This window comes from Deinococcus gobiensis I-0 (genome assembly GCF_000252445.1).
In the GTDB taxonomy this organism is placed as follows: Bacteria; Deinococcota; Deinococci; order Deinococcales; family Deinococcaceae; genus Deinococcus; species Deinococcus gobiensis.
Window position 1 is genome coordinate 2,775,001 of the sequence record NC_017790.1, and the last position, 16,402, is coordinate 2,791,402.

15 protein-coding genes (1 of these 15 cut by a window edge) are annotated in these 16,402 nt (G+C 70.8%); 6 read left to right on the top strand and 9 right to left on the bottom strand.

Features of this window, described 5'->3' with window-relative positions:
• From DGO_RS13285 to DGO_RS13315, 7 genes are all read right to left on the bottom strand, one after another.
• Window positions 1–150, bottom strand: the beginning of a protein-coding gene (locus DGO_RS13285; protein ID WP_014686030.1) for a PaaI family thioesterase. Its footprint begins 327 nt before the window's first position; 150 of the gene's 477 nt are visible here — the first part of the coding sequence; it begins with the start codon at window positions 148–150; its stop codon lies off the left edge, out of view.
• Between the two features lie 24 nt (window positions 151–174).
• Entirely contained in the window at window positions 175–735 is a 561-nt protein-coding gene (locus tag DGO_RS13290; protein ID WP_043802459.1) for a DUF2231 domain-containing protein, read from the bottom strand.
• Window positions 736–797: 62 nt separating this feature from the next.
• Window positions 798–1,754, bottom strand: coding sequence for a CobW family GTP-binding protein (locus DGO_RS13295; RefSeq protein ID WP_043802462.1), 957 nt, complete (start codon window positions 1,752–1,754; stop codon window positions 798–800).
• The gene (locus DGO_RS13300) at window positions 1,751–2,569 is read right to left on the bottom strand and encodes a DeoR/GlpR family DNA-binding transcription regulator (protein ID WP_014686033.1); all 819 of its coding nucleotides are present in this window, start codon (window positions 2,567–2,569) and stop codon (window positions 1,751–1,753) included. Before DGO_RS13300 ends, DGO_RS13295 begins: the two co-directional genes overlap by 4 nt.
• A gap of 112 nt (window positions 2,570–2,681) precedes the next feature.
• The gene (locus DGO_RS13305) at window positions 2,682–2,951 is read right to left on the bottom strand and encodes an HPr family phosphocarrier protein (protein WP_014686034.1); all 270 of its coding nucleotides are present in this window, start codon (window positions 2,949–2,951) and stop codon (window positions 2,682–2,684) included.
• An 88-nt stretch (window positions 2,952–3,039) separates the two neighbouring features.
• The gene (locus DGO_RS13310; protein ID WP_014686035.1) at window positions 3,040–4,212 is read right to left on the bottom strand and encodes a mannitol-1-phosphate 5-dehydrogenase; all 1,173 of its coding nucleotides are present in this window, start codon (window positions 4,210–4,212) and stop codon (window positions 3,040–3,042) included.
• Window positions 4,213–4,327: 115 nt separating this feature from the next.
• On the bottom strand, window positions 4,328–6,337 hold the full coding sequence (locus tag DGO_RS13315; protein WP_014686036.1) for a PTS mannitol transporter subunit IICBA: 2,010 nt from the start codon (window positions 6,335–6,337) through the stop codon (window positions 4,328–4,330).
• 467 nt (window positions 6,338–6,804) lie between these two features.
• On the opposite strand from DGO_RS13315, the gene ptsP reads away from it, so the two are divergent.
• From ptsP to DGO_RS13330, 3 genes are all read left to right on the top strand, one after another.
• Window positions 6,805–9,360: a phosphoenolpyruvate--protein phosphotransferase gene (ptsP, locus tag DGO_RS13320; protein ID WP_014686037.1), complete on the top strand. Its 2,556-nt coding sequence runs from the start codon at window positions 6,805–6,807 to the stop codon at window positions 9,358–9,360.
• A gap of 3 nt (window positions 9,361–9,363) precedes the next feature.
• The gene (gene pfkB / locus DGO_RS13325) at window positions 9,364–10,323 is read left to right on the top strand and encodes a 1-phosphofructokinase (RefSeq protein ID WP_043802464.1); all 960 of its coding nucleotides are present in this window, start codon (window positions 9,364–9,366) and stop codon (window positions 10,321–10,323) included.
• Window positions 10,324–10,393: 70 nt separating this feature from the next.
• Window positions 10,394–12,238 carry a PTS fructose-like transporter subunit IIB gene (locus tag DGO_RS13330; RefSeq protein ID WP_014686039.1) on the top strand — a complete coding sequence of 615 codons (1,845 nt, stop codon included), beginning with the start codon at window positions 10,394–10,396 and terminating at the stop codon, window positions 12,236–12,238.
• Between the two features lie 64 nt (window positions 12,239–12,302).
• Here DGO_RS13330 and DGO_RS13335 read toward each other — a convergent pair whose 3' ends face one another.
• A complete protein-coding gene (locus DGO_RS13335; RefSeq protein WP_014686040.1) occupies window positions 12,303–13,382 on the bottom strand; it encodes a PilT/PilU family type 4a pilus ATPase in 1,080 nt (359 codons plus the stop codon).
• Window positions 13,383–13,452: 70 nt separating this feature from the next.
• The gene (locus DGO_RS13340; RefSeq protein ID WP_014686041.1) at window positions 13,453–14,142 is read right to left on the bottom strand and encodes a TrmB family transcriptional regulator; all 690 of its coding nucleotides are present in this window, start codon (window positions 14,140–14,142) and stop codon (window positions 13,453–13,455) included.
• A 174-nt stretch (window positions 14,143–14,316) separates the two neighbouring features.
• Between DGO_RS13340 and DGO_RS13345 the strand changes: the two genes are divergently transcribed.
• The 3 genes from DGO_RS13345 to tmk all read left to right on the top strand — a co-directional run bounded on the left by DGO_RS13345 (window position 14,317) and on the right by tmk (window position 16,400).
• Entirely contained in the window at window positions 14,317–14,628 is a 312-nt protein-coding gene (locus tag DGO_RS13345; RefSeq protein WP_145975334.1) for a hypothetical protein, read from the top strand.
• Window positions 14,629–14,973: 345 nt separating this feature from the next.
• A complete protein-coding gene (locus tag DGO_RS13350; RefSeq protein ID WP_043802467.1) occupies window positions 14,974–15,762 on the top strand; it encodes a Nif3-like dinuclear metal center hexameric protein in 789 nt (262 codons plus the stop codon).
• A complete protein-coding gene (gene tmk, locus DGO_RS13355) occupies window positions 15,759–16,400 on the top strand; it encodes a dTMP kinase (protein ID WP_043802469.1) in 642 nt (213 codons plus the stop codon). The genes DGO_RS13350 and tmk overlap by 4 nt, the downstream gene beginning before the upstream one ends.
• Window positions 16,401–16,402 lie beyond the last annotated feature (2 nt).

Sequence of the window (16,402 nt, forward strand, 5' to 3'; positions counted from 1 at the left end):
GGCCGAGACGTAGCGCAGGCCCAGTCGCTCGCCCAGCGTGCCGCTCAGTCCGGTGCCGTTCGGGCCGTTGAGCCCGGCGGCGACCTCTTCGGGCGTGGCCTGGTCGAGGCTGTCGGGGGAAGGCAACTTCAGGTCCGGATGCAGGGTCATGGACGCAGCATAGGCTCCCGGTCCTCAGCCCTGCGGCCTGGTGAGCGTCTGCCCCACCCCGATGCCGTGGCCGTATACGAGCTGCCCGCCCAGGAATCCGCCTGCCAGGGCCAGCCCCAGCGCGCCGCCCGACAACACCTTGCCCAGCCTGCGCCTTCCCCGGCGCCGCGCGACGACCGACCCGGCGTTGAGAAAGAAAGCCGCCTCGTTGAGTGCCCCGTGGATCAGGCCGGTGCGGCGGGCCTGTCCGCGCGTGTTGGACCAGTCGGCCCAACCGGTGGCGATGGTGGGGACCGCGCCCAGCGTGCTGAGGGTCAGGACGATGTCGGCGGCGTGTTCGGTGCGTTCGTCGCCCCCCGGCATGAAGTCGAGGAGGCCCGCGAGCATCCAGCCGCCCAGCGGCAGATGAATGAGGATGGGGTGGAGCGGATGCCCCAGAAACTCGCCGTGCAGGGTCTCCAGCACGCGGGCGGGAAGGACCCCCTCGGCGGCCTTCAGGACCTTTTGGACCGTATCGGCCACGACCTCCAGCGTGCCGTGGTCGCTGACGGCGGTTTCGAGGCGGTCACTGGGCCGGCTGTCCATGCCCCACTGTGCGCCCGGCCGGACCAGAACCGGTGGACCCGGCTCCGGAATTTCTTTAGGGTTCAGGCTTCCGGAACCATGCAGGCCGCGAAGGCCGCCTCGTACTCCGGCCGGTCGAGGCCGCGCCCGATGACGACGAGTTCGCTCTCGCCGTTGCCCGGCTCCCAGGCGTCGGCGGTGAACAGGTCGCGCACCGCCTGGAAGATCACGCGCTGCGGGTAGCCGTGCAGGTCGAGAAAGCCCTTGGCGCGCAGCACCTCGGCGGGGCGGCTGAGCAGATAGGTGGTCATGAACCGCTGCCAGGCATAGGGGTCCAGTGGCCGCGTGGCCCGCAGCACAAAGGACCGCAGCCCTGGCGTGTGGACAGCCACCGTTCCGGCCGCAGAGAGGTCCGGGTCACCGCTGAAGTCGTCGCGGGCCAGCAGGGCCGCCGCGTCCAGCTGTCCGCGCTCGACCCGCACGACACGGGCCAGAGGATTGACGCCGCGGAGCACGGCCTCGGCGTGGTCGAGCTGCGCCGGGTCGGCCACGTCGGTCTTGTTCAGTACGACCACGCCCGCGTAGGCGAGCTGCCGGGCGGCCTCGGGATGATCGCGCAGGGTGGTCAGGGCGTGCCGGGCATCCACGACGGCGACCAGGGTCACCACCCGGAAGGCCGCGCGTACCGCCCGGTCCAGCAGGGTCGCCAGGACCGGCGTCGGATCGGCCACGCCGCTGAGTTCCACGATCACGGCGTCGGGTTTCTGGGGGCGCAGACCGATCTCGACCAGGGCGCGCACGAGGTCGTCGCGGCCGGTGCAGCACAGGCAGCCGGCGGTCAGCTCGGTCACGTCGTCCTGAAGCCGCTCGATCAGGGCCCCGTCCACCCCCACCGCCCCGAACTCGTTGACGATGACCCCCAGCCGGTGCGGCAGCGAGCGGATGAGGTGGTTGACCAGGGTGGTCTTGCCCGCTCCCAGGAAGCCCCCGACCACGACGATGGGCAGCCGCGAATCGGGGACGGGCGACGGCGCGCTCATGGAATGGCCGCCGGCCGCAGGACAGCGGCGTGGCGTGCGGCGTCCGGAGTCTCGGCCGACAGCACCGGCACCCCGGCGGCAGTGAAAGCCGCGTGGGCCCCGGGCGGCGCCTGATCGGTCACCCAGGCCGAGAGGTCACTGAAGGCGGCGAAGGCGGCGAAGCCCGCGTGGCCCCACTTGCTGCCGTCGGCCAGCAGGACGCTGCGGCGCGAGCGCGCCATGATCGCCGTCTTCTGGCCCGCTTCCGGGAGGTTGCTGTTGGTCAGGTGACCCGAGGGGTCGATGCTGGTGCAGCCCACGAAAAACAGGTCGTAGTTGTACCGCCCGATGGCCGCGAGCGCGTCGGGACCGGTCAGGCTGTAGGTGCTGGTGTAGACCTCGCCCCCGATGACGTACAGCGAGCACTCGCCGTTGAGTTCATAGGCCACGTCGAGGCCGTGCGTCACCACCCGCAGCGTACGGGTCAGGGCCGGGGTGCGCCGCAGCGCCTGCGCGAGCTGCCGGGCGGTGGTTCCGGCGTCGAGGTACACGGTCTCGCCCGGCGCGATCAGGGACACGGCCAGTTCGGCCAGTCGGCGCTTGCCCGTCTGCCGCAATTCCTGCCGGTCGCGGTACTGCTGGTCCTGGCTGGCGAGGGCCGCGCCGCCGTGTACCTTGCGGATCAGGCCGCGCCGCGCCAGGGTGTCGAGGTCACGCCTCACCGTCGCGCCGCTGACCCCCAGCCGGGCCGTGATGGCCGTCGTGCGCAGGGGACCCTGCACCGAGAGGAGATCGAGAATGCGCGAAAGCCGTTCTTCCGCGAGAGGAGCCGTCATGTGCCGCCAGCATACGGCCAAATCTCCAGAACTGCTCAGAAGTGCGCAACTTGTCGCCGCAGGGTGGGAGGCCGCCCGAACCGCAGCGGCCTCCCCTGCCCCTTCGCCGGACTCAGGCTTCTTCGGCCAGGCCCTCGTTCTTCAGCACGTCGGCAATCGCCTGGATGGCCGCCGCCTCGTCCTCGCCGCTGGCCTGCACCGTGAAGGTGGTGCCGGGCTGGATGCCCTGGCTGAGGATCTTCATCATGTTCTTCAGGCTCACCGCGTCCTCGGCCACCAGGGTCAGGTCGCTGGAAAAACCCTTGGCGACCTTGACCACGGCGCTGGCCGGACGGGCGTGCATCCCCTGCGGATCGGTCATGCGGAAACTGCGTTCGATCATGCGGCCATGCTACGCGGGCGGGCGGCGGGGCGAGAGGCCCGGGCCATTCACAGGGGGTTTATGGACCGGCACGTCGGCCCCGGTCCCCTCAGTCGCCCAGGGCGCGGTAGGCCTCGACGATGCCCCGGTGCAGGTCGCTGCCCGCCTCCAGGCCGGTCGCCTCGGTCACGGCGGCCTCGATGCCGCGCTCCCCGATCATGGCCTGAAGCTGGGCCGCCTGCGGGTCGGCGGGGTTGTCGTAACGCAGGGCCGCCGCCGCGCCGCGTTGCAGGGCGTCGGTGGGCAGGCCGTACTCGGCAGCCATGCGGGCCGGCCCGACGATGCGGTCGGCGGCCCCCAGTTTGCGCAGCGGCTCGCGGCCCACGCGCAGCACCTCGTCGCGGATGTGGGGGTTGCGGAAACGGCCCATGATCTTGTCGATGTACGCCGCGTGCTCGGCCGGGTCGAAGCCGTAGCGCCGGACCAGGGCCGCGCCGCTCTGCTCCATGGCGGCGCGCACCTCGGCGGCGATCTCGGGGTCGTTCATGCTGGCCTCGATGGTGTCGAGCCCCCGGCGCACACCCAGGTACGCGGCGACGGCGTGCCCGTTGTTCAGGGTGAACAGCTTGCGCTGCACGTAGGCCACCAGATTGTCGGTGAGCTTCATGCCCTCGATGTCGGGCACCGGCCCCTTGAAGGCGGGGCGCTCGACGATCCACTCGTAGAAGGCCTCCACGCCCACGTCGAGCGGATTCTCGCTGGAAAAGGGCGGCACGATGCGGTCCACCGAGGAATTCGGGAAGCCCACATGCTCGTCGGCGTAGCGCCGGCCCTCTTCCGAGAGATGCGACTCGACCTGTTCCTTGAGGAAGGAGCTGGCCCCGACCATGTTCTCGCAGGCGATGATGTTCAGGTCGCCCGCACCGGCCCGCGCCCGCTCCTCGATACCGCGCGCCAGGGTCGGCGCGATGATCTTCAGGACGTTGGGGCCGACCGCCGTGGTGATCAGGCTCGCCTGGGCGACGGCCGGCACGATCTCGGGGCCGTTCGAGAGGATGCCGGTCACGCCGGTCACCTCCTCGCTGCGGCGCTCGACATCGAGCACCTGCACCGTATAGCGCCCCTGGTCCCGCAGGGCGGAGATGACCGCCTCGTTGATGTCCGCGAACACCACGCGGTAGCCGCTGTGCGCGAGCAGCGCGCCAATGAAGCCGCGCCCGATGTTGCCGGCCCCGAACTGGATGGCGGTGGGTTTCGGATCGGTCGCCTGGGATGTGGTCATGGTATGCCTCCTGGGGGTGACTGTACTGCGCCGCTCTGGCAGGGCGTCCAGCCATGAACGCCAAAAAAAGGGAGCGCCGGACCGGTGGGGTCGGCGCTCCGGCTGTGCAGCCGCGTCAGGCGGTGAAGGTGCGGTAGATCTCGTCGGCGTCCCGGGTGCGTGCCAGGCGCATCACGGTGGCCTCGTCTTCCAGGGCGTCGGCGATGCGCGACAGGATCTGGAGGTGCTCGTCGCCCGCCCCGGCGATGCCGATGACGAGGTAGGCGCGCTCGCCGTCGAAGTCCACGCCGTCGGGGTACTGGGTGACCACGATGCCGCTCGTGCGGATGGCGGCCTTGGCCGCGCCCACCCCGTGCGGGATGGCGACACCGTTGCCGATGTAGGTGCTCACGACCTTCTCTCGCTCCAGCATGGCGGGCACGTAGTCGGCCGAGACGTAGCCCGACTTCACGAGCAGGTCGCCCGCGCGGGTCACGGCCTGATCGCGCGGCACGCTGCCCAGCCCCAGCACGATGTTCTCGCGGCGCAGCACGTCGCCCTTGCCCTGGGGCACGGTCTGGGTCGGCGCGGGGGCCACGGCGACGGCCGCGCCCGTTCCGGCAGCGGCGGCGGCCACGCCCGACGCGGCGCGCGCCGTGCTGGGCGCGGTCTGCGCGGCGACGGCGGGCGCGGGCACCTGGGTCGCCTCGGCGGCGGCCTGAAGCTCGGTGACCATGCGGTCGTAGATGGGGTTGCCGATGAAGTTGTCGATGGACACGTGCCGGGCCTGCGGGGCCTTGGCGCGCGCGCGCGAGGTGAGGTTCTGCTGCGTGACCACGATGTCGGCGTCGGCCGGAATCGCGTCGATGGCGGTGTTCGTCACTTCGATGGGGAGGCCGGCGGCCTGCACCTTCTTGCGGAAACCGGTGGCGCCCATCGCGCTCGACCCCATGCCGGCGTCGCAGGCGAAGACCACCTTGCGCACCGCGCCGCCCTCACCGATGGCGGGGCCGGCGGCGGCCAGGGCCGGAGCGCCGGCCGCCGCGGGCACGCCCTTGTTGGCGCGCGACTCGGCCTGGGCGGTGGCCAGATCGTCTTCGGTATAGGAGGCGCCGCGCAGGAACACCGCCGACACCAGGAAGGACACCACGGCCGCCACCGCCACCGCCGCGATATTGGCGAAGTAACCGCCGCGCGGGGTCAGGGCCAGGATGGCGAAGATGCTGCCGGGCGAGGACGCCGAGACCAGACCGCCGTTCAGGGCCACCAGGGTCGCCACGCCGGACATGCCGCCCGCGATGACGCCCAGCAGCAGGATCGGGCGCATCAGGACGTAGGGGAAGTACACCTCATGGATGCCGCCCAGGAAGTGGATGATGGCCGCGCCGGGCGCCGAGCTCTTGATGCTGCCCTTGGCGAAGACCCAGTAGGCCAGCAGCAGGCCCAGGCCGGGGCCGGGGTTGGCTTCGAGCAGGAAGTAGATGGACTTGCCGGTTTCCTGCGCCTGCGCGGTGCCCAGCGGCGTCAGGATGCCGTGGTTGATGGCGTTGTTGAGGAACAGGATCTTGCCGGGTTCGATGAGCAGCGACACGAGCGGCAGCAGGTGTACGTTCACCAGGAACTGCACGCCGGCGGCCACGGCCTTGCTGAACAGTTCGACGACCGGCCCGATGGCGAAAAAGCCGAGGATCGCGAGCAGCATGCCGATGATGCCGGCCGAGAAGTTGTTGACCAGCATCTCGAAGCCCGGGGCGATGCGGTGCTGCACGTTGCGGTCGAACTGCTTGATGACCCAGCCGCCCAGCGGACCCATGATCATGGCCCCGATGAACATGGGAATGTCGGTGCCCACGATGACGCCCATGGCCGCGATGGCCCCCAGCACGCCGCCGCGGTGGTCGGCCACGATGCGCCCGCCCGTATAGGCGATCAGGAGGGGCAGCAGGTAGGTGATCATCGGGCTGACGAGCTTGCCGAGGTTGGCGTTGGGCAGCCAGCCGGTCGGGATGAACAGGGCCGTGATCAGGCCCCAGGCGATGAACGCCCCGATGTTGGGCATGACCATCGCGCTCAGGAAGCGTCCGAACTTCTGGACGCGGTCCTTGCCCGAAGTCGCCCCGGCAGTGCTCGCAGAATTGGTGGTCATAGACGGTCTCCTTCACCTTGCATTCAGGTTGACTCATTCTGAGCAGCATCTGCCTCTCATATAGGACAGGGAACACCTTTCTCGCCTCTCAAACGGTAGACCGGGTATAAGGAGCGGCGCGTGACCGGGCTGGACGAAGCGGCCCCGGCAGGCCCTGGGGGCCGCCATACTCGCTGCACCTGGGCGAATCTTAATTCTGCGCTGGTCAGGTCCGGCGGGCCGGGCGGGGGCGGCCTATTCTGGAAGCGCCCCCACCGCCGACGCTGCCCCACGCCCACGGCCACACGCCTCCGGAGGTCGCCCTGAACGACATGCCCTGTTTCTAGCCCACCGGGTTCCGCTGCCATTGCGCGACGAGAATTGCCGGAGTATGATCGGAATTGCTCAAAATTGATCACGATTCTTCAGGAATCTTGCGTCCCCAGGGGACGACCGGGCCGCGCACAGCCCCGGAGGAAGGGACCGTCATGATTCAGCTCCCACAGCAACTGGTAAAAATCGGTGCCCAGGCGCGCACCAAGGATGAGGCCATCGCGCAGGTCGCGGGCCTGCTGGCCGACAACGGCAACGTGGACCCCGGCTACGTCGAGGGCATGCGCGCGCGCGAGACCCAGGCGAACACCTATCTGGGCAACGGCATCGCCATCCCGCACGGCACGCCCGAGTCGCGCCACCTGATCCGGCAGACCGGCATCGCGGTCGTGCAACTTCCCGGCGGCGTGCAGTGGGGCGAGGAAGACGAGCCGGTACATTTGGTCATCGGCATCGCGGCGGCGAGCGACGAGCACCTCCAGATCCTGCGCCGCCTGACGCGCGTGCTGGGCGACGAGGACCTCGTCGAGAAGCTGTGGGTGACCACGGACCCCGCCGACATCCAGGAAGCCCTGACCGGCGAGCGTCCGGCCACGGGGACGCCGCTGGGCGAAGGCACGCAGCCGCAGCAGGCCCAGCAGTTGCAGGTGGCCCCGGCCGCCGCCGCCGTACGGGCCGAGACGACCCCTGACGGCCTGCCCTACAGCGCGCAGGTCACGCTGCCCAACCCGCAGGGTATGCACGCCCGCCCCGCGACGATGCTCGCGGGCATCGTCAAGAAGTCGGGCGCGCGCGTGCGCCTGAGCAAGGGCGAGGGCAAGAGCGCCGACGCCACCAAGCTCATGGAAATGCTGAGCCTGGGCCTGACCCAGGGCACCCTGGTCACGGTGAGCAGCGACAACGAGGCCACCCTGAAGGCCGTGACCGACGCCATGCGCGCCGGGCTGGGCGACGACCTGAGCGCGCCCTCGGCCGCCGCGCAGGCCAAGCCCCAGCGCCGCGAACCCGACTGGGTGCCCGCGCAGGTGGGGGCCACCGTCGAGGGCGTCCCCGCCGCCGACGGGCTGGTCGTGGGTTACACCCGCCAGCACGCCCCGCGCGCCCTGGAAGTGCGCGACACCCCCGGCGGCGACCCGGTGACCGAGGCCGAGCGGCTCGACACCGCCCTGAGCGCGGCGCACACCGAACTCCTGAACCTGATCGACGACGTGCAGGCGCGCTTCGGGGCCGACAAGGCCGCCATCTTCCGCGCTCACCAGGAACTGCTGGCCGACGAGGGCACGGTGCAGGACGCCGTGGCGCGCATCCTCGACGGGCACGGCGCGGCCTGGGCCTACCAGCAGGCGACCGGCGAGCGTGTCGCGCAGCTCCAGAAGCTCGACGACCCCACGCTGGCCGCCCGCGCGGTGGACCTGAGCGACGTGCAGCGCCGCGTGCTGCGTCACCTGCTGGGGCTGGGCGAGGACCGCGTGGAGACCGGCGGTCCGGTCATCCTGCTGGCCCCCGACCTGACGCCCAGCGACACCGCCCGCCTGGGGCCGGACTCGCTGCTGGGCTTCGTGACCGCGCAGGGCGGCCCGACGAGCCACACCGCGATCATCGCGCGCGGGCTGGGCCTGCCGGCCGTGGTCGCGGCGGGCGCAGGCCTGCTCGACATTCCCGACGGCACGCACGCGATTCTGGACGGCGCGGCGGGGCGGCTGTACCTGAACCCCTCGGCCGCCGACGTGACGGGCGCGCAGGAACGCCAGGGCGTGCTGGCCCGTGAGCGCGAGGCCGCCCGCGCGGCCCGCCACGAACCCGGCGCGACCTCGGACGGCAAGCGGGTGGAAATCGCCGCGAACATCAACCGCGCGGCCGACGCCGCCGGGGCGCTCGACGCCGGGGCCGAGGGCGTGGGCCTGATGCGCACCGAGTTCCTGTTCCTGGAGCGCGACAGCGTGCCCACCGAAGACGAGCAGGAGCAGGAATACCGCGCGATGGCCGCCGCACTGGGCGAGCGCCCCCTGATCATCCGCACGCTGGACATCGGCGGCGACAAGGAAGTGCCCTACCTGGGGCTGGCCCGCGAGGACAACTCCTTCCTGGGCATCCGGGGCATCCGGCTGTGCTTCGAGCGGCCCGACCTGTTCCTGCCGCAGCTGCGGGCGGTGGCGCGCGTCGCCAAGGATCACCCGAACGTCCACCTCATGTTCCCGATGATCGCCACCCTCGAAGACTTCCGCCGGGCGCAGGCCATGTTCGACGAGGTCCGGCGCGAGCTGGACGTGCCGCGCATTCCGCTCGGCGTGATGATCGAGGTGCCCTCGGCGGCCCTGATCGCCGACGAGCTGGCGCAGGAAGTGGACTTCTTCAGCGTGGGCACGAACGACCTGACCCAGTACACCCTGGCGATGGACCGCCTGCACCCGCAGCTCGCCCGCCAGACCGACGCCATGCACCCGGCGGTCCTCAAGCTCATCAAGCTGACGGTGGACGCCGCCGAGCGCCACGGCAAGTGGGTCGGCGTGTGCGGCGGCGCGGCCGGCGACGAGGTAGGCGCGCTGATGCTCGCGGGCCTGGGCGTCAAGGAGCTGTCGGTGAGCACGCCGCAGGTGGCGACCGTCAAGGCCGCCCTGCGCCGCCGCAGCGCCGAGGAACTGCGCCGCCTGGCCGCCGAGGCCCTCGCGCAGCCCAATGCCGAGGCCGTGCGCGCGCTGGTGCGGGGCTAAGCCATGACCCGAGTCGTGACCCTGACCCTGAACCCGGCGCTCGACATGACCGTGCGGGTGGACGGCCTGCGGCTGGGCGAGGTCAACGGCGGCCAGAGCCTCCAGACCGACGCGGGCGGCAAGGGCGTGAACGTCGCGTCCTTCCTGGCCGACTGGGGCCGGGATGAGCCGGGCGGCCTGGACGTGACGGCCACCGGCCTGCTGGGCGCGGACAACGCGGCCCCCTTCGAGGCGCTGCTGCGCGGGAAGGGGATCACGGACGCCTTCGTGCGGGTGCCGGGCGCGACGCGGGTCGGGGTCAAGCTCAGCGACCACGCGGCGCAGGAGACCACCGACATCAACCTGCCGGGCCTGAGCGCGGCGCCGGAGGCGTTGGCCGAGGTGCGCGCCCGCCTGCGCGAGCTGGCGACCGGGGGCGGCGTGTTCGTGCTCGCGGGCAGCCTGCCGCCGGGCGTCCCGGCGGACCTGTATGCCGAGCTGGTGGCCGAACTGCGCGCGGCCGGGACCTACGTGGCCCTGGACACGAGCGGCGCGGCGCTGACCTCGGTGCTGGGGGCAGGGGTGCTGCCGCAGCTCGTCAAGCCGAACATCCACGAGCTGGAGGCCGCGCTGGGCCGTTCCCTGACCGGCGAGGCCGAGGTGCTCGCGGCGGCCCGTGAGCTGCTGTCGCGCGGCGCGGAGGTCGTGGCAGTGTCGCAGGGAGAGCAGGGCGCATTGATCGTCACGGCGGCCGGGACCGTGCGCGCCCTGCCGCCGCGCGTGCAGGTCGTCTCGACCGTGGGCGCGGGCGACGCGATGGTGGCCGGGCTGGTCGCCTCGCACCTCGCCGGGCTGAGCCTGCCGGACGCCGCCCGCCGCGCCACGAGCTTCAGCGTGGGCAACATCACCCGACTGGGCGCGCACCTGCCGCCCCGCGCGGAGCTCGACGGCTACGCCGCGCAGGTGCAGGTGTCGGCCGTGTAATCCACCCGAGGTCCGTTCTCTCCTCTCCCGTTTCCCTCACCCCTTTTCCCCTCTCAAGGAGGCGCGCATCATGGCTAAACTGGTCGCCGTCACCGCCTGTCCCACAGGCATCGCCCACACCTTCATGGCCGCCGAGGCGCTGCGGCGCGCGGCGACCGGGGCCGGACACGAGCTGCGCGCCGAGACGCAGGGCAGCGTCGGGTCGGGCGACACCCTCACCCGCGCCGAGATCGAGGCCGCCGACGCCGTGATCCTGGCCGCCGACGTGAAAGTCGACGAGTCGCGCTTCGCCGGCAAGCCGGTCATTCGTGCGAGCACGCAGGACGCCATCCGCAACGCCCCGGCGCTGATCGCCCAGGCGACCGGCGTGGGGGCGAGCCCGGCCGCCGGTTCCGAGCGGACCCTCCAGGCGGCTTCCGCGCCAGCCCCGGCGGCTCCCGCTCCGGCCGCCAGTACCGGCCCCAAGAACATCGTGGGCATCACGTCCTGCCCCACCGGTATCGCGCACACCTTCATGGCGGCCGAGGGCCTGGAAGGCGGCGCGAAGTCGCTCGGGTACAACGTCAAGGTCGAGACGCAGGGCAGCGTGGGCGCGGGCAACCAACTCACCGCGCAGGACATCGCGGCAGCCGACGTGGTTATCATCGCGGCCGATACCAACGTCAACCTCGACCGGTTTCAGGGCAAGCGCGTGTACCAGACCGGCACCAAGCCCGCCATCAAGGACGGGGCGGCGGTCGTGCGCACGGCGCTGGACCAGGCCACCCTGTACGGCGCGGCGACCACGGCGGCGGCCCCGGTGGCCGGCGGCGACTACGTGGCCCAGGCGGCGGCGGCCAAAAATGCCAAAAATGCGGGTGTGCCCAGCGCCTACAAGCACCTGATGACCGGCGTGTCCCACATGCTGCCCTTCGTGGTCGCGGGCGGCCTGCTGATCGCGCTGGCCTTCGCGTTCGGGGGCATCCGGCCACCGGAAGGGTCCTTCGGTGCGGCACTCCTCCAGATCGGGGGCGGTACCGGGGCCTTCGGGCTGTTCGTGCCGGTACTGGCTGGGTACATCGCCTATTCGATCGCCGACCGCCCTGGTCTCGCCCCGGGCATGATCGGCGGCCTGCTGGCCCTGGGCGGGGGTAGCGGCTTCCTGGGCGGGCTCATCGCGGGCTTCCTGGCGGGGTATGTCACGCGCTGGCTCAACCAGAGCATCCGGCTGCCGCGCACCCTCGAAGGCCTCAAGCCCACCCTGCTGCTGCCGCTGCTGGGCACCGCCATCACCGGCCTGATCATGGTGTACGTGGTGGGCAAGCCGGTCGCGCTCGCGCTGACTGCCGCCTCGAACTGGCTCCAGGGTCTGGGGCAGACCTCGGCGGGCGCGCTGGGCGCCGTCATCGGGGCCATGATGGCCTTCGACATGGGCGGACCGATCAACAAGGCGGCCTATACCTTCAGCACCGGCCTCCTGACCAACCAGGTCTACGGCCCGATCGCCGCCGCGATGGTCGCGGGCATGACGCCTCCCCTGGCGCTGTTCTTCGCCACCTTGATCTTCAAGAACCGCTTCACCACCGACGAGCGCGAAGCGGGCAAGGCGGCGGGCGTGCTGGGCATCTCGTTCATCACCGAAGGCGCGATTCCCTTCGCGGCGCGCGATCCCCTGCGGGTCATCCCCTCGCTGATGATCGGCTCGGCGGCGGCGGGCGCCATCAGCATGGCCTCGGGCTGCCTGCTGCGCGCCCCACACGGCGGCATCTTCGTGCTGCTCATCCCCAACGCCGTGACCAACCTGCCCATGTATATCGTGTCGCTGGTGGTCGGTACGGCGGTCAGCACCCTGCTGCTGGGCATCCTGAAAAAGCCCATCGTGCCGATTCCCGAAGGCAGCGCGAACGTGCGCAGCGACGCCGTGGCGACCGACTGAGGCCACACCGCATAAAAGGCGCCGCCGGGGATCGACCTCCCGGCGGCGCCTTTTATGCAGCCTTTCAGGCGAACTGCCGGCGCATGAGCAGCAGCCGCAGTTCGTGCGGGCTGGTGGCGGCCCCGACCGCCGTCTCCTCGGTGATCAGGCCGGAGGTCACGAGTTCGGCGAGATGTTGGTCGAAGGTCCGCATACCCAGCATGCCGCCTTCCAGAAGGGCCTGTTTGATCTCGTCGATGCGCTCGGGGTCCTTGATGCACTCGCGGATGGTCGGCGTGCCCAGCATGACCTCCATGCCCATGACGCGGCCCCCGCCCACCCTGGGCAGCAGGCGCTGGCTCACGATGCCCACCACGCTCTCCGAGAGCGACTGCCGGATGGTCACGCGCTCGTGCGGCGCGAAGAAGTCGATGATGCGCCCCACGGTGCGGATGGCGTCCTGGGTGTGCAGCGTGCTCATCACGAGGTGGCCGGTCTGCGCGGCCGAGAGCGCCGCCTCGACGGTTTCCTTGTCGCGCATCTCACCGATGAGGATGATGTCGGGGTCCTGACGCATGCTGGCGCGCAGCCCCGCCGAGAAGCTCAGGGTATCGATCCCCAGTTCGCGCTGGTTGATCATGGCCTTGCGGTCGCGGTGCAGCACCTCGATGGGGTCTTCGAGGGTCACGATGTTCACGGCCTGCGTGGCGTTGACGTGGTCGAGCAGACTGGCCAGCGTGGTGGTCTTGCCGCTGCCGGTGGGGCCGGTCACCAGGATCAGGCCGCGTTCGTGCTCGGCGAGCTGGTTGAAGGTCTGCTCGGGCAGGCCCAGCTGCGCGAAGGTCGGAATGGGCTTGTCCTCGATCACGCGCATGATCAGGCTCACGCTGCCGCGCTGGAAATAGGCGTTCACGCGGAAGCGCGCCACCCCCGCGAGCCCATAGGCGAAGTCGGCCTCGCGGCGCTCGAGGAAGGTGTCCCACATCTCGGGGCGGGGCATCATCTCGCGGGCGAAGTTGGCGACATGCTCGGGCGCCAGCCGGGTCTCGCCGAAGCGCCGGATCTCGCCGCTGATGCGGCCGGCCGGCGGCCCACCCGCACGCAGGTGAATATCGCTGGCCCCTTCCCGGACCAGCGCCGACAGCAAACCGTTGAGGACGCTCATAGGCCTTCACGCTACGCGCCGGAGTCTTACAGGTTTATGCGTGCCTGTCTGCGCCCGGGATGGCTGCCGGTCAGCCGCCGGCGGCCGGGGCGGGCGCGGCGTTGCGGTTCACGGCCAGCTCGATGTACCCCTCGATCAGGTGGATGATCACCGGGTTGTGCGTATGAACACCGTGCGGCTCGCCCGGCTGGCCTGCCCCGATGAAGTGGGCGATGAGGGCCGCCTCGCCGTCGCGCGCCAGCAAAAAAGCGACCTGACCCAGCGCGGCGATTTCGGGCAGACCGCGCAGGTCGGCACGCAGGAGCTTGACCCCACGCGGCGTGAGGTGTTCGAGCCGGTCGGCCAGTTCGGGGTCGCCCGCCATATACACGCTCTGGCGGGCATTCAGAATCAGGTCCTCGGCCAGGCTGCGCATCGCCGCGTCGCCGTACAGGTGGTATACGGCCTCGGGTGCGGGGTCGGGCGTGAGGCGTGAGAGGTCGCGATCAAGCGCCGAGAGCCGGTCGTCGAAGGACCGCCGCGAGCGGGCCAGATACTCCCGCGCCGACAAGGGCGCGTATTCCAGGGGGTTCTGGCCCATCTTGGCAGCCAGCCCCCGGCCCTCCAGGCGTTCGAGGGTCTCGTAGATTTTGGGCCGGGGAATACCCGCCTGCCGCGCCACCCGTGCGGGTACGGCCCGGCCGAGCGCCAGCAGGGCAGTGTAGGCGCGCGCCTCGTACTCGGTCAGGCCCAGCGCCTGAAGGTGGATCACGGCACTCATGTACCCCGCAGCATAAAGGATTTAGGCCCTGGGAGGCGGAGGCTGCCTAATAAGCCGTAAGAGACTGGATGGGACGGGCCGGTCCTCTCGGCCGCACCCACCGAGGTAGCGTGACTCAAATGAGGCAGAACTGAGATTTCAGCTGTGCTATCTGTGATTTGTATGAAGAAGATGATGCTTCCACTTTCCCTGATCGCTGCCCTCTCGCTGGCGTCCTGCGCACCGAAATACACCCAGGCCACCGCCCGGCCAGTCACGGACCTGAACTGTGCCGAGATCAAGGACGAGCTGGGCAAGCTCGCCAGCATCCGCGCCGAAGCCGAGTCGAAGAAAGGCGTGAGCAAGGAAAATGTCCTGTTCGCGCTTTTCTTCTGGCCAGGCATCGTGTTCAACGAGGTCGACAACCGCGACGTCATCACCAAGGTCGATACCCGCACGGCTGAGCTGGTCAAGGCGCAGTCGGCCAAGAGCTGCCCGGCGAACTGAGCAGGCCGTCGGCGGGCGGACAGTCCGTCCCCGAGTTGGACAGGCTCACCGCCCCCCGCAGGCAAGGGGGGAACCCGTTCGGGCAGCCCGGCAGCCGGCAACGGCCTGTTCAGGCCGACGGCCCGCTTCACGCCCCGTCCCAGGCCCATCCGGCGCTCCGCAGGGCCTATCCGGGGCGGCCTGAAGCAGCCAGCCGTGCGCACGCCTTCACTGGGCAGGCGCGAATTTTCCTGGCTGTCCCCTTCAGCATCCGGTTGAGGACCGTCAGGGACCGCCACCCGGCGCAGCCCGGCGAAAGTGCACCATGATGGTGCAGAACTGGGTGTTTGGACCATACTGGCCGTCATGACTGCTTCCGGCATTTCCCACACGCGCGGCGAGGTCGAACGCGACACGCTGGTGCGCTGGCTGAACGAATACCTGGGCGTGGGCCGCCTGCCCGACCCCAGCCTCAACGGGCTGCAGATTCAGGGCACCGAGACCGTGCGCCGGGTGGCCGCGAGCGTGGACACCAGCATCAACACCCTGCGGGCCGCCGCCGACGCGGGCGCCGACCTGCTGCTGGTCCACCACGGGCTGTTCTGGGGCCGCCCCCTGGCCCTGACCGGCCCGCACCACGAGCGCGTGCGTACGGCGATGATGGCCGACCTGAACCTCTACGCCGCCCACATTCCCCTCGACGCCCACCCCGAGGTCGGCAACAACGCCATGATCGCCGGCGCGCTGAGCCTCCAGAACCGCGTGCCCTTCGGCGACTGGCAGGGGCACAAGATCGGCGTGGCGGGCGAACTGCCCTTCGAGCAGAGCCTCCAGGACTTCGCCGACCGCATCCAGAAACTGACCGGCGAGATCTGCCTCGTCCACGGCGGAGGCATTCCGACCGTGCGCCGGCTGGGCATCCTGTCGGGCAGCGGCGCAGGCAGCGTGCCCGAGGCCGCCGCGATGGGCCTGGACACCCTGCTGACCGGCGAACCCGAGCACAAGTTCTTCCACGAGGCCTTCGAGTACGGCGTGAACGTGGTGTACGCCGGGCACTACGAGACCGAGGTCTTCGGCGTGCGGGCGCTGGCCGCCCGGCTGGAAGAGGAGTTCGGCCTGCCCTGGCAGTTCCTGAACTTCCCCACCGGCCTGTGACCCCTCCCGCACCGGGCCTCTTCCTGACCTTCGAGGGCCCGGAGGGCGCGGGCAAGAGCACCCAGCTCGCGGCGCTGGTGCGCCGGCTGCGCGCGGCGGGCCACACGGTCACCGAGACGCGCGAGCCGGGCGGCACCCTGCTGGGCACGGAGGTGCGCCGGGTGGTGCTGGACCCGGCGCTGGAGATGGGGCCGCTGCCCGAATTCCTCCTGTACTCGGCCAGCCGCGCCCAGCTCGTGGCCGAGGTGATCCGGCCGGCCCTGGAGCGCGGCGAGGTCGTGGTGTGCGACCGCTACGCCGACTCCACGCTGGCCTATCAGGGGTATGGGCGCGGGCTGGACCTGGGCTTTCTGGAGCGCGTGACGCAGGAGGCGACCGGCGGTCTGCGCCCCGACCTGACGGTCCTCCTCGACCTCGATCCGGCGCTGGGGCTGGCCCGCGCGGCCCGGCGCGGCCAGCCCGACCGGCTGGAGCGCGCCGACCTCGCCTTTCACACCCGCGTCCGTGAGGGGTTTCTGGCGCTGGCGGCCGCCGAGCCCGGGCGCGTTCTGGTAATGGACGCCACTCGGCCGGAAAACGACCTGTCGGCCGACATCTGGACTGCGGTCGCGGCGCGGCGGCGCCCCGCTCCTGCCTGAGC

Coding starts and splice junctions, on each gene's coding strand:
- DGO_RS13335 (WP_014686040.1), bottom strand. CDS start 13,382: ATGAGCGTCCTCAACGGTTTGCTGTCGGCGCTGGTCCGGGAAGGGGCC.
- DGO_RS13315 (WP_014686036.1), bottom strand. CDS start 6,337: ATGACCACCAATTCTGCGAGCACTGCCGGGGCGACTTCGGGCAAGGAC.
- DGO_RS13290 (WP_043802459.1), bottom strand. CDS start 735: ATGGACAGCCGGCCCAGTGACCGCCTCGAAACCGCCGTCAGCGACCAC.
- DGO_RS13295 (WP_043802462.1), bottom strand. CDS start 1,754: ATGAGCGCGCCGTCGCCCGTCCCCGATTCGCGGCTGCCCATCGTCGTG.
- DGO_RS13345 (WP_145975334.1), top strand. CDS start 14,317: ATGCTTCCACTTTCCCTGATCGCTGCCCTCTCGCTGGCGTCCTGCGCA.
- pfkB (WP_043802464.1), top strand. CDS start 9,364: ATGACCCGAGTCGTGACCCTGACCCTGAACCCGGCGCTCGACATGACC.
- DGO_RS13330 (WP_014686039.1), top strand. CDS start 10,394: ATGGCTAAACTGGTCGCCGTCACCGCCTGTCCCACAGGCATCGCCCAC.
- DGO_RS13305 (WP_014686034.1), bottom strand. CDS start 2,951: ATGATCGAACGCAGTTTCCGCATGACCGATCCGCAGGGGATGCACGCC.
- DGO_RS13310 (WP_014686035.1), bottom strand. CDS start 4,212: ATGACCACATCCCAGGCGACCGATCCGAAACCCACCGCCATCCAGTTC.
- DGO_RS13340 (WP_014686041.1), bottom strand. CDS start 14,142: ATGAGTGCCGTGATCCACCTTCAGGCGCTGGGCCTGACCGAGTACGAG.
- ptsP (WP_014686037.1), top strand. CDS start 6,805: ATGATTCAGCTCCCACAGCAACTGGTAAAAATCGGTGCCCAGGCGCGC.
- DGO_RS13350 (WP_043802467.1), top strand. CDS start 14,974: ATGACTGCTTCCGGCATTTCCCACACGCGCGGCGAGGTCGAACGCGAC.
- DGO_RS13300 (WP_014686033.1), bottom strand. CDS start 2,569: ATGACGGCTCCTCTCGCGGAAGAACGGCTTTCGCGCATTCTCGATCTC.